Source organism: Pseudonocardia benzenivorans CB1190 (genome assembly GCF_000196675.2).
Classification (GTDB): Bacteria; Actinomycetota; Actinomycetes; order Mycobacteriales; family Pseudonocardiaceae; genus Pseudonocardia; species Pseudonocardia benzenivorans.
In genome coordinates this window covers 1,788,475-1,803,491 of sequence record NC_015312.1, presented here as the reverse complement: position 1 = coordinate 1,803,491, position 15,017 = coordinate 1,788,475, and the positions used below count along the sequence as shown (strand labels likewise).

The 15,017-nt window shown below is 74.6% G+C and carries 12 protein-coding genes; 4 read left to right on the top strand and 8 right to left on the bottom strand.

The window, feature by feature from the left end; all coding sequences use genetic code 11:
* The first annotated feature begins 375 nt into the window (after positions 1-375).
* A complete protein-coding gene (locus PSED_RS08705; RefSeq protein ID WP_013673879.1) occupies positions 376-1,290 on the top strand; it encodes a DivIVA domain-containing protein in 915 nt (304 codons plus the stop codon).
* A gap of 294 nt (positions 1,291-1,584) precedes the next feature.
* On the opposite strand, the gene PSED_RS08700 is transcribed toward PSED_RS08705, so the two are convergent.
* The 6 genes from PSED_RS08700 to PSED_RS08675 all read right to left on the bottom strand — a co-directional run bounded on the left by PSED_RS08700 (position 1,585) and on the right by PSED_RS08675 (position 10,124).
* Positions 1,585-1,902, bottom strand: a complete 318-nt coding sequence (locus PSED_RS08700) for a hypothetical protein (RefSeq protein WP_013673878.1) — start codon at positions 1,900-1,902, stop codon at positions 1,585-1,587.
* Positions 1,903-1,949: 47 nt separating this feature from the next.
* On the bottom strand, positions 1,950-3,734 hold the full coding sequence (locus PSED_RS08695; protein ID WP_013673877.1) for a 3-hydroxyacyl-CoA dehydrogenase family protein: 1,785 nt from the start codon (positions 3,732-3,734) through the stop codon (positions 1,950-1,952).
* 127 nt (positions 3,735-3,861) lie between these two features.
* Positions 3,862-5,334: an aldehyde dehydrogenase family protein gene (locus PSED_RS08690; RefSeq protein ID WP_013673876.1), complete on the bottom strand. Its 1,473-nt coding sequence runs from the start codon at positions 5,332-5,334 to the stop codon at positions 3,862-3,864.
* A gap of 72 nt (positions 5,335-5,406) precedes the next feature.
* Positions 5,407-6,474 carry an NAD(P)-dependent alcohol dehydrogenase gene (locus PSED_RS08685; RefSeq protein WP_013673875.1) on the bottom strand — a complete coding sequence of 356 codons (1,068 nt, stop codon included), beginning with the start codon at positions 6,472-6,474 and terminating at the stop codon, positions 5,407-5,409.
* 157 nt (positions 6,475-6,631) lie between these two features.
* The gene (gene nucS / locus PSED_RS08680; protein WP_013673874.1) at positions 6,632-7,291 is read right to left on the bottom strand and encodes an endonuclease NucS; all 660 of its coding nucleotides are present in this window, start codon (positions 7,289-7,291) and stop codon (positions 6,632-6,634) included.
* A 10-nt stretch (positions 7,292-7,301) separates the two neighbouring features.
* Complete coding sequence (locus PSED_RS08675; RefSeq protein WP_013673873.1) at positions 7,302-10,124, bottom strand: ATP-binding protein; 2,823 nt, start codon at positions 10,122-10,124, stop codon at positions 7,302-7,304.
* Between the two features lie 71 nt (positions 10,125-10,195).
* On the opposite strand from PSED_RS08675, the gene PSED_RS08670 reads away from it, so the two are divergent.
* Positions 10,196-11,383, top strand: coding sequence for an amidohydrolase family protein (locus tag PSED_RS08670; RefSeq protein WP_041759416.1), 1,188 nt, complete (start codon positions 10,196-10,198; stop codon positions 11,381-11,383).
* A 17-nt stretch (positions 11,384-11,400) separates the two neighbouring features.
* Here the strand turns inward: PSED_RS08670 and PSED_RS08665 are convergent, their stop codons facing one another.
* On the bottom strand, positions 11,401-12,366 hold the full coding sequence (locus PSED_RS08665) for a helix-turn-helix transcriptional regulator (protein ID WP_013673871.1): 966 nt from the start codon (positions 12,364-12,366) through the stop codon (positions 11,401-11,403).
* A gap of 29 nt (positions 12,367-12,395) precedes the next feature.
* On the opposite strand from PSED_RS08665, the gene PSED_RS08660 reads away from it, so the two are divergent.
* Entirely contained in the window at positions 12,396-12,956 is a 561-nt protein-coding gene (locus PSED_RS08660) for an NUDIX domain-containing protein (protein ID WP_013673870.1), read from the top strand.
* Positions 12,943-14,100, top strand: a complete 1,158-nt coding sequence (locus PSED_RS08655) for an acyl-CoA dehydrogenase family protein (RefSeq protein WP_013673869.1) — start codon at positions 12,943-12,945, stop codon at positions 14,098-14,100. The genes PSED_RS08660 and PSED_RS08655 overlap by 14 nt, the downstream gene beginning before the upstream one ends.
* Here the strand turns inward: PSED_RS08655 and PSED_RS08650 are convergent.
* A complete protein-coding gene (locus tag PSED_RS08650; RefSeq protein ID WP_013673868.1) occupies positions 14,094-14,828 on the bottom strand; it encodes a class I SAM-dependent methyltransferase in 735 nt (244 codons plus the stop codon). The two genes, PSED_RS08655 and PSED_RS08650, sit on opposite strands and share 7 nt — an antisense overlap.
* Positions 14,829-15,017 lie beyond the last annotated feature (189 nt).

Below are 15,017 nucleotides of genomic sequence, written 5' to 3'. Positions count from 1 at the left end.
GCCACCGATCGGCCCGGCGGCCCGGGGCACCGCAGCCGGTCGGACGGCCCGACCCCGCCGGCAACCAGCCCGGCAGCCCGACCCCGCCGGCAACCAGCCCGGCAGCCCGAACCAACGGCCCCGCCGACGACCCGGCTACCGCCCCGCCGGCGACCGCCGGCCGTCGGCGTCGCCGCGCTGATGGGCACGGGCGAGGTCGGCCTGCCGGACACCGCTGCGCGCGGATGACGCCGTGGCTCCCCCAGCCGCTCGGCCCGGCGGAACCCGACACACCACCAACCGGGTACGGGGCCCGGAACAGCGGCCGACGGCTCGGTTCGGGGCGCTCGGCGCGAGGACCACCTCGAAGGGCTGTCGCCCGGTACGGTGACGCCCATGGTCGGTGCCACGGACTCTCCCCGAACCACCACCGCCGGTTTCCGCATCGCCCGTCGCGGATACGACCAGGCCGAGGTCGACGCGCACCTGCAGCGGGTCGAGGCGGACCTGCGCATGCTCGTCGCCGACCGCGATGCGGCAGCCTCCGGCATCCACGAGATCACCCGCGAGCTCGACGTCGTGCGCTCGGAGAACGAGGCGCTGCGCCTGCAGGTGCGCAAGCTCTCCGGTCCCCCGCAGGACGTCCAGGGCATGAGCGAGCGCCTGCGGTCCATGCTGCGGCTGGCGCAGGACGAGGTCGCCGAGATGCGGGCGCGCGCCGAGGCCGAGATCGCCCAGAGCCGTGCCGACATGGAGCGCGACGCCGGGCGCCTGCTCGCCGACGCCCGCGCCGAGGCCGATCACATCCTGGAGCAGGCACGCGCCGCGCATGCGGCGGCGGAGGCGCACCGGGCCGCGGTCGAGGACGACCTCGCCCGCCGGATCGCCACGGCGGAGGCGGAGCTGCGGGCCGCCGACGAGCAGGCCCGGCAGGAGCGGGAGACGCTGTTCGCGGAGTCGGAAGCCCGGCGCAACCTCGTCGAGGAGGACTTCCGGATCGCCATGAACCAGCGTCGGGCCGAGGCCCTCGCCGCATTGACGGCCGAGCGCACGGCCGCGCAGCAGGAGATCGCGCAGCGCCGGGCTGAGTCCCAGGAGCAGGCGGCGACGACCATCGCCGACGCCCAGCGCCGCGCCAAGGGGATCGTCGCCGACGCCGAGGCGCACCTCGTCGAGCTGGTCGGGCTGCGTGGCCGGATCGCCGAACAGCTCAGCGGTGCCCGCGGCCGGATCGACCAACTGCTCGCCATGATCGGTCCGCTGGAGGACGAGCAGGCCACCCTCTCCCGCCCCGCCGGCCCCCTGCTCTGACCAGTTCCCCCGGGGCCGGCGGACGGCAGCCCGGCCGGCCCGACGGCACGCCGAGCTCGACGCCGCGGCCCCGACAGCATGCCGACATCCGCGGCCACGGCCCGACCACACGCCGACCTACGCCGCCACGACCCACCCGCACACCGACCTCGACGGCGCCAGGCCACCGGACTCAACGGCGGCCCGACAACACGCAGAACTCAGCTGCGGCGGCCCGAGAACAACACGCCGAACTCGACACCCGGCGACCCGGCAACACGCCGAACTCGACGGCGGCGCACCAGCGCACCGAGCTCAGCGGCGGCGGCCCGGGCGGCGCCGGTCACGAGCGTTCCAGCACGGCAGGTGCCAGTGCCGACGCTCCCCCACCGAGCCGTACTCCCCCGCCGGCCAGGTGACGACGTGCGGCGTCCCGGGCGGCAGGGTCTGGTCGCAACCGGGGCAGCGGTACTCCTTGACCGAGGCCCCACCGGGGATGTGCCGGACGTGCCAGTCCCCGTCGGTACCCGTCTCCGTCCGGCTGAGCAGCGCCGACCCCAGGGGCCGGTGCGGGACGGCCCACTTCGAGGAGGCCGTCGACGCGGCCCGGCGGGGTCGGTTCGCGCGCGGCACGCCCCCAGGTTACGGGCGCGCCCCCGGCCGCCGGCCGTGACGGGTGCTCAGCGCCGCGCGTAGTCGCGGAACCCGTGACCGGTCTTGCGGCCCAGGCGCCCGGCCGTCACGAGGTGCTCCAGCAGCGGCGCGGGCGCGAACCCGCTCTGCCGGAACTCCTGGAACAGCGACTTCTCGATGGCGAGCGACACGTCGAGCCCGACGACGTCGAGCAGCTCGAACGGCCCCATCGGCAGCGCGCAGCCCGTCTTCATCGCCGCGTCGATGTCGTCGGCCGTCGCGTAGTGCGCCTCGAGCATCTTGACGGCGTCGTTGAGGTACGGGAACAGCAGCGCGTTGACGATGAACCCGGCGCGGTCGCCGCAGGAGACGGGGACCTTGTCGAGCTTCTCGCAGAGCGCGAGCGCAGTGGCGGTGACGTCGGGCGAGGTGGTGATCGTGGAGACCACCTCGACGAGCTTCATCACCGGTGCGGGGTTGAAGAAGTGGAGGCCGACGACGTCGCCGGGCCGCGTGGTCGCGGCGGCGCACTCGACGACCGGCAGCGAGGAGGTCGTCGTCGCGAGGATCACGCCGGGCTTGCAGATCTCGTCGAGCGCGCCGAAGACGGCCCGCTTGACGTCGAGCTCCTCGGCGATCGCCTCGACGACGAGGTCGACGTCGGCCATGTCCTCCAGCCGCGTCGTGGGGGTGATGCGGGCCAGCGCGGCGTCGCGCTCGGCCTCGCCGATCTTGCCGCGCACCACGGCCTTGTCCAGCGACTTGCGCACGGTGGCGACGGCCGCCTCGGCCTTGGAGTCGCTGCGCCCGCGGACGACGACGTCGTACCCGGCCTTCGCGAACACCTCGACGATGCCGGTGGCCATCGTCCCGGTGCCGACGACGCCGACCCGGGCGATCTCGCGCAGGTTCGCGTCGGCGGGGACGGTGCCGGCGGGGGTGTCGGCGTCGGGGACGACCTTGGAGCTGTGCGGCTTGGCGTAGGTGTAGAAGCCGCGGCCGCTCTTGCGGCCCAGGAGGCCGGCGGTGATCATCTGCTTGAGCACCGGCGCGGGAGCGTGCATCAGGTTCCGCGACTCGTGGTACATCGTGTCGAGGATCTCGTAGGCCGTGTCGAGGCCGATGAGGTCGAGCAGCGCGAGGGGGCCCATCGGGTAGCCGCAGCCGTAGCGCATCGCGGCGTCCAGACCCTCACGCGTCGCGTAGCGCGCCTCGTACATGCGGGCGGCGTGGTTGAGGTAGCCGAAGAGCAAGGCGTTCGCGATGAACCCCGCGCGGTCGCCGATGACGACCGGCACCTTGTCCAGCGTCGCGGCGAACGCCCGGGCGTCCTCGATCACGTCGGGCTCGGTGACGACAGTGCGCACCAGCTCGACGAGTTTCTGCACCGGGGCGGGGTTGAAGAAGTGCATCCCCACGACCTTGCCGGGCCGGCTGGTCCGCACGGCGAGCTCGGTGACCGACAGCGACGACGTGTTGGACGCCAGGATCGCCTCCGGGCGCATCACCTTGTCGAGCTCGGCGAGGACGCCCGCCTTGAGGTCGAGGTGCTCGGGCACCGCCTCGACGACGAGGTCGCAGTCCGCGAGATCGGCGAGGGCCGTCGTCGTCGTGATGCGGCCGAGCAGCTCGTCGGCGTCCTCGCGGCTGAGCTTGCCACGCTCGATCGCGCGCGTCGTCGAGGTCTCGAGATGGCTGCGCCCGCGGGCGACGGCCTCGTCGTTGATCTCTGCCGCGATGACCTGCAGGCCGTTGCGGGCGAACACCTCCACGATGCCGGCGCCCATCGTGCCCAGCCCGACGACCCCGACCGTCCGGAACTCCCGTGTCACGCCTGCAACCTCCCACATCGACGAGGGACATGGCTGTCCGGCGCCGATCCTCCCATCCCGGCTGCTCGGGATACCACGCATGTCGCCAGGAACACCCGGCCGGGAGGGTCGCGCACGGGTGCCGGGGTCAGCGCCCCATCCGCAGCCGCGTCATCCTGACCAGGCCCTTCATCGCCGACGCGGGGCGTCGGAAGCTGGTCAGCGGAACGGGCAGCGCGAACCGCTGGCGGGCCACGGCCTGCGGCCGGGTGAACTCGCGCAGGCCGTCGTCGCCGTGGATGCGGCCGAACCCCGAGTCGCCGACGCCCCCGAAGGGCAGCGCGGGGATGCCCGCGAACGAGATGACCCCGTTGACCGCGACCATGCCGCAGCGCAGCCGGCCGGCGATCTCCTCGCCGCGCGCCCCGGAGAACACCGAGGCGCCGAGCCCGTAGCCGGTGGCGTTGGCGCGGCGCACCGCGTCGTCGACGTCCTGCACGCGGTTGACGACGAGCACCGGCCCGAACGTCTCCTCGGTCACCGCGACGCTGTCCTCGGGCACGTCGGCGATGACGACCGGATCGACGAGTCCGTCGTGCACCGGGTCGGGGCCCCCGACCAGCGCGGTCCCGCCCGCGGCGAGTGCGTCGGCGACGTGCCGGGCGACCACGTCGGCCTGCGCGGGCATGGTCATCGGCCCGAAGGACTCGCCCGCCCGCAGCGCCAGGGCACGCTTGGTCACCTCCGCGGCGAAGGCGTCGGCGACCGTCCCGAGCACGTACACGCGCTCGACGCCCACGCACGTCTGCCCCGCGTTGGACATCCCGCCCCAGACGGCGGCGTCGGCGGCCGCGGCCAGATCGGCGTCGGAGTCGACGATCATCGCGTCCTTGCCGCCGCACTCGATCAGCACGGGCACGAGGTTCTCCGCGCAGGCGGCCATGACGCGCTTGCCGGTGGCCGTCGAGCCCGTGAACGCGATCTTGCCGACGCCCCGCGCCCGGCACAGCGCGGCACCCGTCTCGCCGTAACCCGTCACGACCTGCAGCAACGGCGCGTCGGGCACCGCTTCGGCCAGCGTGTCGGCCAGGGCGCGCCCGACACCGGGGGTCAGCTCGCTCGGCTTGAAGACGACGGTGTTCCCGGCGGCGAGCGCGTAGGCGATCGAGCCCATCGGGGTGAACACCGGGTAGTTCCACGGTCCGATCACGCCGACGACGCCGAGCGGCGGGTAGGAGACCGACGCGGCCTGGTTGGCGCCGAGCAGCCCGGCCCGCACGGAACGACGTCCGAGCACACGCTTGGCGTTGCGGGCGGCCCAGTCGAGGTGGTCGACGGCGAGCACGAGCTCCAGCCGGGCGTCGTCGAGCGGCTTGCCGGTCTCGGTGACGATCACGCCCGCGAGGTCGTCGATCCGGTTGGCCAGCAGCGAGCGCCAGGCCGCGAGCCGGGGGAGGCGCCCGTCGAACCCGAGCCCGCGCCACCAGTCCGCCGCGACCGCCGCCTTGTCGACGGCGGCCTGCACGGCCGCGGCGTCGTGCACGGGATGGGTGCCCACGACGTCGCCGGTGCGCGGGTCCAGCGACTCGAAGGTCCGCGGCGCGGCGTCGGTGGCGGTCATTACCCAAGGGTAACCGGATCGCCGCCGGCCGCGCGGGCCGACGACGACCCGCGCGGCCGCGGACGGGAGCCGTCAGCCGAAGGTGATGAGCGGCTTGATGATCCCGTCCTCCTTCGACGTCATCATCTCGAAGGCGCGGGAGATGTCGTCGAAGGCGAAGGTGTGGGTGGTCATCGGCGTCGGGTCGATGCGGCCGGACATCATCAGCTGGAAGAGCCGGCCCATCCGCTCGTTGCCACCCGGGCACAGACCTGTGTGGATGGCCTTGTCGTTCATGCCGAGCCCGAAGGCGTCGAGGGGCAGCTGCAGCGGGGCGGGGTTCTCGCCGTGGTAGCCGATGTTCGACACCCGGCCGCCGGCCTTGGTCACCCGCAGGCACGCCTCGAACGTCTGCGGGAAGCCGAACGCCTCGATCGCGGCGTCGACGCCCTCGCCGTCGGTCATGTCCATGATCTGCTCGACCGGGTCACCCTGGGTGAAGTCGACGATGTCGTCGGCACCGAAGCGCTTCGCGAGCGCCTGCCGTTCGGGCCGCGACTCGACCGCGATGATCCGGCCCGCGCCCATGAGGTTGGCGCCCATCGTGGCGCAGAGCCCGACGGGTCCCTGCGCGAACACCGCGACCGTCTCGCCGAAGTTCAGCCGCGCGTGCTCGGCGCCCATGAACCCGGTGGAGAGCATGTCGCAGCTGTAGACCGCCCAGTCGTCGGACAGCCGGTCCGGGATCGGGGTCAGGTTGGCCTGCGCCGCCGGCACGACGAAGTACTCGGCCATGTTGCCGTCCATCTGCGTCGTGTACTTGTAGCCGCCGAGCGCACCGCCGCACTGGCTGGTGAAGCCGCGCTGGCAGTACGAGCAGCGGTAGCAGGGCGTGACGGCGTTGACCGCGACCCGCTGGCCCTCGGTGAACCCGGTGACGGCCGAGCCGAGGGAGTGGACGACACCGACGGACTCGTGGCCGAGGGTGCGGCCCGGTTCGACCGGCAGCGCGCCCTTCACGGTGTGGACGTCGGAGGTGCAGATCAGCGCGGCGGTGGTCCGGACGATCGCCTCCTCGGGCCCGGGTTCCGGGATCGGCTTCTCGACGACGGCGGTCTCGCCGACCTGCTTGATCACGAACGCGCGCATGGTCTCGGTCATGAGTAGCTCCCTCGTCCCGCCCACCCCGCTGTGGGCGTCGCCACACCACCATCGTGCAGACGGCGCGTGAGGGCGACGCTCCGGCGAGCGATTCCCGGGGGCCGAGAAAACCCGTGGGACCGACGCGCACGACGTCCGCGACGGTCACTCACAGGGCTCAGAACAGGCGGAGATCGTCGGACTCGACGCCGCGCAGCGCGTCGTAGTCGACGACGACGCAGCGGATCCCGCGGTCCTCTGCCAGCGTGCGGGCCTGCGGCTTGATCTGCTGCGCGGCGAACACCCCGGCGACGGGCGCCAGCAGCGGGTCGCGGTTCATCAGTTCGAGGTAGCGCGTCAGCTGCTCGACGCCGTCGATCTCACCGCGCCGCTTGACCTCGACGGCGACGCTCGCCCCGGCCGGGTCGCGCAGCAGCAGGTCGACGGGCCCGATGGCCGTCATGTACTCGCGGCGCACCAGCGTGTGGCCCTCACCGAACACCTCCGGGTGCGCCGCGAGCAGCTCCTGCAGGTGCGCCTCGACCCCGTCCTTGACCAGGCCGGGGTCGACACCGAGCTCGTGCTTCGAGTCGTGCAGGACCTCGTCGATCGTGATGACGAGCGACTCGTCGGCCTTGTTGCGGACGGTCCACACACCCGGCTGCTCCTCGAGCCAGCACGGCGGACTCATCCAGTTGAGCGGCTTGTAGGCGCGGTCGTCGGCGTGGACCGAGACCGACCCGTCTGCCTTGACCAGCAGCAGCCGCGGCGCCATCGGCAGGTGGGCGGTCAGCCGGCCGACGTAGTCCACCTGGCAGCGGGCGATGACGAGGCGCACCGGGCAGACCTTAGTGGGACCGCGCGACGACCCAGGCGGCGATCTGGGTCCGCCGCGAGAACCCCAGCTTGGCCAGGATGTGCGCGACGTGCGACTCGACGGTGCGCTCGGAGATGTGCACGGCCGCCGCGATGTCGCGGTTGCTCAGCCCGTCCGCGACGAGGCCGGCGATCTCGGTCTCGCGCGGGGAGAGCACGCCGCCGTCGCGCAGCGCGTCGTCGAGCTCGGTGAGCTTGCGCCGCAACGGTTCCATGCCGAGGCGAGCGGCGGTCGCGGCGGCCCGGTCGGCGTGCGCGCGAGCGGCCTCGGCGTCGCCGGGACGGCCGCGACGGCGCAGCTCGACGGCCAGCCGGTGCCGTGCGGTCGCGGCGAACGGGGCGAGCCCGCGCGCCTCGTCGGCCTCGACCGACGCGGTGAGGTGGCGGATCGCGACGGCACCGCGGCCGAGCCCGGCCGCCGCGATCCCGAGGTACTGGTGCACGGAGCCGTGGGTGGCCGTGGCCCCGGCACCGCCCGCGACGAACAGGTTCGCGTAGTGCGCGAGGAAGCGGTAGCAGGCCTCCAGCGGTGCCGTGTCGCCCAGCTCGAGGGCGATCTGCACACGCAACGCCTCGACGATCAGCGACATGAACCGCGGGATCCGTGGCGACCCGGGCGGTGCCAGGTCGCGGTACCAGCGGGCGGCCTCCTCGGGCCGGCAGAGGGCCAGATGCCAGCGGGCCATCGTCGTGCTCATCACCGCGAACACCGGCGACTCGCGGTGGACGGCGAGCTCGGCCGGCAGCGACCCGTCGAGGCCGTCGCGGCCGATCAGCAGCGCGACCTGCCATTCGACGGCCTGCGCGGTCATCGCGGCGCCGACGTGCCGTCCGCGCACCGCCAGCGCCGCGGCCTCGTCGTTGAGTGCGCGGACCTCGTCGAACGCACCCCGGCCGAATGCGAGCGCCGCCCGGCTGCGCAGCACGTGCAGCCGGGCGAGGGGCTGGCCGGACCGGGCGGCGACCGGGGCCAGCTCGTCGAGCTCGCGCTCGGCGTCGGCGATCCGGCCGGCCTGCAGCAGCGCGTCGAAGCGCCACAGGTGCCCCCAGAGCACGGCATCGGAGCCGCCGACGGCGAGCATCCGATCGCCCAGGTGCAGCCGCTCGGCGTTGCCCTCGGGGCCGCTCGCGGCGAGCTGGCGGGCCCGCAGCGCCGCCGCCAGCGCCGCGGGCTCGCCGACCCGCTCCGCGATCTCCAGCGCCCGGGTGCTGCAGGCGTCGACCTGGTCGGGACGGCCGACGAACAGCAACGTGTGCGCGAGCTGCGCGAGCAGCCGGGCCCGCACCGGCGTGTCCCCCGGCTCCAGCGCGGCCAGTGCTTCCTCGCACCAGTCCCGCTGCGCGGTCAGCACCTCGGCATCGGAGATGCCCTGCACGACCAGCGCGGCCTCGGCGAGCGTCGCCGCATCGCCTGCGTGCCGGGCGAGGTCGACCGCCGCGACACAGGACGCCACGGCGTCGGACACGGCGTGCGCACGCAGCTGCGCCCTGGCCAGCTCGATCAGGTCCCGGGCGCGCTGCACCGGGGTCAGGAACGGCCGGCCGGCCTCCAGCACCCGCGCCCATCGGCGGGCCGACTCGGCGAAGGCCAGCCGCTCCCCGGCCAGCGCGGCGGCCGCGCGGCCCCGTTCCAGCGCCGCCTCGGGGTCCCCGGACGGCAGCGCGGCCAGTGCGTGTCGGGCCAGCTCGGGGAGGACGTCGGGATCGTCCGCCCGCGGCTCCAGGACCTCGGCGAGCCGGGCGTGCAGCCGGGCCCGTTCGGTGTCGCCCAGCACCTCCAGCAGCGCCTCCCGGACGATGTCGTGGGCGAACCGCGGCGCAGTCCGGCCGGGCGGGCGTACCAGCACGCCGTCGTCGAGTGCCGGGCGCAGCGCGTCGGTGACGGGCCCGCCGACGACGGCGCCGAGCAGCGGCTCGTCCAGCTCGCCGCCCGCGACGGCCGCGAGGTCGAGCAGCGCCCGGCACCCGGCGGGCAACCGGCCCAGCCGCAGTCGGACCACGTCGCGCACTGCGGCCGGCACCGGCCCGGCGCGGCCGTCGGCCAGCATCCTGGCCAGCTCGCCGACGAAGAACGGGTTACCGCCGGAGCGGACCCGTACCTCGGCGACGGTCTCGGGCGGCGGCGCGACGCCCAGCCGCTCGGTGAGCGCGCCGCCGACGTCGGCGTCGGTGAGCCCGCCGAGGTCGATCCGGGCGGCCGTGGGCCGAGCCGCGAGCCGGGCCACGTGCCCGGCACGTTCCGGGTCGGCGGCCAGCTCGGCGGGCCGGGCGGTGCCGACTACCAGCAGCCGCGCGGTCGGCGCCTCCCGTGCCAGGTGCACCAGCAGCGCGAGCGAGTCGGGATCGGCCCACTGCAGGTCGTCGAGGGCGACGAGGAGCCCGGTCCGCGCGGCGGCCGCGGTGAGGACCCGGGCGGCCGCGTCGAACAGCACGAGCCGCGCCTCCGCCCCGGCCCCGGCCGAATCGCCGCCCGCCGAACCCAGCAGCGGCGCGAGCGCGGCGAGGTCGTCGGGATCGGCGGCGGCGGGCCCGTCCGGGTCGGCGGCCCGCCAGGCCCGCAGCACCTGCCGCCACGGCCGGTAGGCCGGCGCGCCGTCGTCGTCGGTACAGCGGCCCCACAGCACGGGCGTCCCGTGCGCGCCGGCCAGCCGGCCCAGCTCGGCGACGAGACCGGTCTTGCCGATGCCCGGTTCGCCCGCGACGAGCACGACCGACGCCTCGCCCGCCAGCGCGGCGTCGAACCGCCGGGCGAGCTCGCCCAGCTCCGCCGTCCGGCCGACGAACCGTCCCGCCACGGCGGAACCGTAGCGCGAGTCGGTGTTTCCACCGATGGCAGCGCACCGGGCCCCGACTACCAATCATGCCCATGACCAGCCGATACGCCGTCCGCGCCGCCGCACTGTTCGACGGCGTCGCCACCGCAACGCAGCCGCTCGTCGTCGTCGAGGACGGGCGGATCGTGAGCGTCGAGACCGGCGGCGGGGAGGCACCGCCGCCGGATGCCGAGCTCGTCGACCTGCCGGGCGCGACGCTGCTGCCCGGGCTCGTCGACACGCACGTGCACCTCGGGTTCGACGCGGGCCTCGACCCGGTCGCCACGCTCGCCGCCCGCGAGCCCGCCGAGGTGCTCGAGCAGATGGCCGCGGCCGGGGCCGCACAGCTGCGTGCCGGTGTCACGACCGTGCGCGACCTGGGCGACCGCGACTACCTGACGCTGGAGCTGCGCGAGCGCGACCTGCCGCTGCCGACGATCGTCGCGGCCGGCCCACCGATCACCTCGCCCGGCGGGCACTGCCACTTCCTGGGTGGGGTGACCAGCGGTGTCGACGGGGTCCGGGCGGCGGTGCGCGAGCACGCCGAGCGGGGTGTCGACGTCATCAAGGTGATGGCTTCCGGCGGCCAGATGACGCCCGGGACCAGCTGGGACGCCACGCAGTTCCCGCCCGAGGTGCTGGCCGCACTCGTCGACGAGGCGCACCGGCACGGGCTGCCGGTCACCGCGCACGCGCACGCCGTCACCGCGATCCACGACGCCGTCGCCGCCGGGGTCGACGGCATCGAGCACTGCACGTTCATGACCGCGGACGGTTGCCGCCCCGACGACGGGCTGATGGCGCAGCTGGTGGCGCGCCGGATCGCGATCGGGCTGACGGTCGGGATGGAGCCGGTGCCCGGGCTGGCGCCGCCGCCGGAGCTGCTGCGCCACATGCCCGACATCCTGGCCATGGTGGCCCGGATCTGCGCGTCCGGCGCACTCGTCGTCGCGGGGACCGACGCCGGGATCGCCCCGATCAAGCCGCACGGAGTCCTGCCGCGCGGGCTGCTGCACCTCGTCGAGCTGGGGCTGACGCCCCTGCAGGCGCTGACCGCGGGGACGTCGGTCGCCGCGACCGTGTGCGGGCTGGGCGAACGCAAGGGCCGGGTCGCCCCCGGGTACGACGCCGATCTGCTGGCCGTCGCGGGCGATCCGCTGGCCGATCCGGCGGTCCTGCTGAGCCCGCTGCACGTGATGGCCGCGGGCCGCCCGGTCACGCTCCCGGCCCCGGCCGCATGACCCGTGAGTGAGGGCGCTCAGGCGTTGTTCTCCTGCAGCCGCCGACCGTGGGCGGCGAGCAGGGCTCGCAGGCCCGGTTCCAGTGCCTCCACCTCACCCGCGAGCGCGACGAGCTGACCGGCGGCGACCTCCACCGACTCGACCTCCAGCGTCACCTCGCGGCGTCCCTCCTCGTCGGGCGGGCCCGCCGTGGCGACGGCGGCGGTGGCCGCGTCGGCGTCGGTGACGTGCGGCAACGCCCTGAGCCCGCGCGGGGTGAGCCGGAGGCGGACCGTCTCGCGCAGCATCGACGCGGCGAAGCGGGCCGCGGACTCGGCCCACCAGCCGGGGAGGTCGAACTCCGCGGGACGGGTGAACGACTCCCCCGTCGGGTCCACGGTCACCACCTTCGCCGCGCGATAGGTGCGGACGTCGCCCCCGACACCCGCGACGAGGTACCAGACCCCTGCCTTGAGGACGAGCCCCAGCGGCTCGACGACGCGCTCGACCGTCGAGGCGTCGTCGCCGAACCCGCGCCGATAGCCGATCCGCACCCGCTGCTCCGACCAGACGGCACGGGCGAGCGTCGCGAGGTGCGGCGGGTCGCCCGGGTCCTGGAACCATCCGGGGGCGTCGAGATGGACCCGCTCGGCGATCCGCCGGGCATGTTCGCCGAGGTCGGGAGGCAGCGTCGCGAGCACCTTCGACTGGGCGGCGAGCAGCGCGGAACCCATCCCCAGCGCGGAGAGCAGCTGCGGGGCTAGCACGGCCGCGGCCTCCTGCGCGGTCAGCCCGTCGAGCCGGGTCCGCCAGCCCTCGACGAGCCTGATGCCGCCGCCGTGCCCGCCCTCGGTCCACAGCGGCACGCCGGCCTCGACCAGGGCGGCCACGTCGCGGTAGATCGTGCGCTCGGAGACCGCCAGCTCGGCGGCGAGCTCCGCGGCGGTGGCCGACCGCCGCCGTTGCAGGACGAACAGCATGGCGATCAACCGGGACGCGCGCACCGCGCCATCATCGCGGCAGACTCGGGTGCGTGGAGCAGGTGAGCACTCGGCAGGTGTACGCGAACAGCTGGATGACCGTCCGCGAGGACGCCATCCGTCGTCCCGACGGCAGCGCCGGCGTGTACGGCGTCATCGACAAACCGACCTACGCGCTGGTCGTCCCGCGCGACGACGCGGGCAGGCTGCACCTGGTCGAACAGTTCCGCTACCCCGTCGGCGCGCGGCGCTGGGAGTTCCCCGCCGGCACCGCGCCCGACCGCGCGACCCCGCACCCGGACGACCTGGCCGTACAGGAGCTCGTCGAGGAGACCGGCCTGGTCGCCGGGCGGATGGAACTGCTGGGGACGATCGACGTCGCCCCGGGGATGTCGAGCCAGCGCGGACACGTCTACCTCGCGACGGAGCTGACGCAGGGCGAGGCGCGCCGGGAGGCGACCGAGGCCGACATGCGCGCCGAGTGGTTCACCCCGGCGGAGTTCGAGGCCATGATCGGCGAGGGCGTCGTCGCCGACGCCCAGACTCTGGCCGCGTACGCGTTGCTGATGCTCCGCGACCGGGCCGCGAACGGGGGACGACGTGGACCTGCGTGAGACCGACGAGCAGCAGCTGCTGCGGGAGTCCGTGGCGGCGCTGGCCGGCCGCTTCGGCAGCGAGTACTTCCTCGCCAAGGCGAAGTCAGGTGAGAAGACGACCGAGCTGTGGGCCGAGGCGGGCAAGGCCGGCTACCTGGGCGTCGCGGTGCCGCCGGAGTACGGCGGGGGCGGTGCGGGGATGGTCGAGCTCGCGATCGTCGCCGAGGAGATCGCGACGGCCGGCTGCCCGCTGCTGCTGATCGTCGTGTCCCCTGCGATCGTCGCGACCGTCATCGCCACCAGCGGCACGCCCGCCCAGAAGGAGCGCTGGCTGCCCGGTTTCGCCGACGGCTCGCTGCGGATGTCGTTCGCGATCACCGAGCCCGACGCCGGCTCCAACTCCCACCGCATCACCACCACCGCGCGCCGCGACCCCGACGGCGGCTGGCGCCTGTCCGGGCACAAGTACTACATCTCCGGCGTCGACGAGACCGATGCGACGCTCGTCGTCGCGCGGATGGAGGACGCCGCGTCCGGGACGCTGCGCCCCGCGATGTTCGTCGTGCCCCGCGACACCCCGGGCGTCAGCTACCAGCCCATCGACATGGCGATCGTCAGCCCCGAGCGCCAGTTCACGCTGTTCTTCGACGACGCACCCCTGCCCGCCGACGCTCTGGTCGGGGGCGAGGAGGCGGGCCTGTCGGCGCTGTTCGCGGGGCTGAACCCCGAGCGCATCACCGTCGCCGCCTACTCCAACGGGCTCGCCCGCTACGCCCTGGGTCGCGGCGTGGCCTACGCGAAGGACCGCGACGTGTGGGGCACCCCCATCGGCGCGCACCAGGCCATCGCGCACCCGCTGGCCGCCGCCCACATCGACGTCGAGCTGGCGAGGATGGCCACCACCCGCGCCGCGTTCCTCTACGACGCGGGCGACCGCGGCGCCGGCGACGCCGCCAACATCGCGAAGTACGCCGCGGCGGAGGCCGCGATCAAGGCCGTCGACGCGGCGGTGCAGGCCCACGGCGGCAACGGGATGTCGCTGGAGTACGGCGTCGGCGCGCTGATCGGGGCGGTGCGTGCGGCGCGGATCGCGCCGGTGAGCCGGGAGATGGTGCTCAACCACGTCGCGCAGCACGCGCTGGGGCTGCCGAAGTCCTACTGAGCGCGCAGGTCGGTGCGGGTGATCTCCGAGCGCAGTGGGACGTCGATCTCCGCGGCGCCCGGGAAGTGCCGTTCGAGGACCCCGCGCGCCGCCGCCAGCCAGGCGGCACGGTCGTCGGGATCGGCGGTGATGGCGCCGCTGTAGGTGGCGAGCGAGGCGAGCACGTCGTCGACGGGCATCCGCCGCACCGTCGTGAACTCCGCGTACTCCGGCGGCCCGAACGGCGTGCCCTCCGGGAGGACGACCTCGTGGGACCGGGGCCGACGACGCTCGACGGACCGCCGCAACCGCTGCAGCTCCTGCGTCCACCCGACGTGGCGGTCCCGTCCGGTGCGCGCCACCGCGAACCGGCCGCCCGGCCGCAGGACGCGGGCGATCTCGGGGAGCGCCCGGTCGGCGTCCATCCAGTGCCAGGCCGAGGAGACCGTCACCAGGTCCGCGCTCGCGTCCGGCAGCGGGATCGCCTCCCCCGTGCCCTCCAGCGCGCGCAGCCCCGGCGAGCGCTCGAGGAACACCTCCCGCATCCGCGCGTCGGGTTCGACGCCCACGACCTCCGGCACCGCCGCCGCCAGCGCGCGGGTGAACAGCCCCGTCCCCGCCGCGAGGTCGACCGCGACGGTGCACCCGGCCGGGACGACCCACGCGATCGCCGCTGCCGGCGGGGCGGGCCGCAACCGGTCGTACTCACGGGCGATGGACCCGAAGGACGTCGCGAGATCGTCGGCCACGTCGCGAGCCTAGCCCGCCCGGATCGGCGACGGCAGCAAAACCGTTGCGCCCGTTGAGGTCTGCGTGCCCCCGCGCGCCCGATGTCCGGTCCCCCGCGCGCGGACCGCGACCGTGACGTTGCGCCCGACGACGCGCGCAACCTCACCGCCGTCCGGCAGCCGAAACGCGACCGTGAGGTTGCGCCCGAC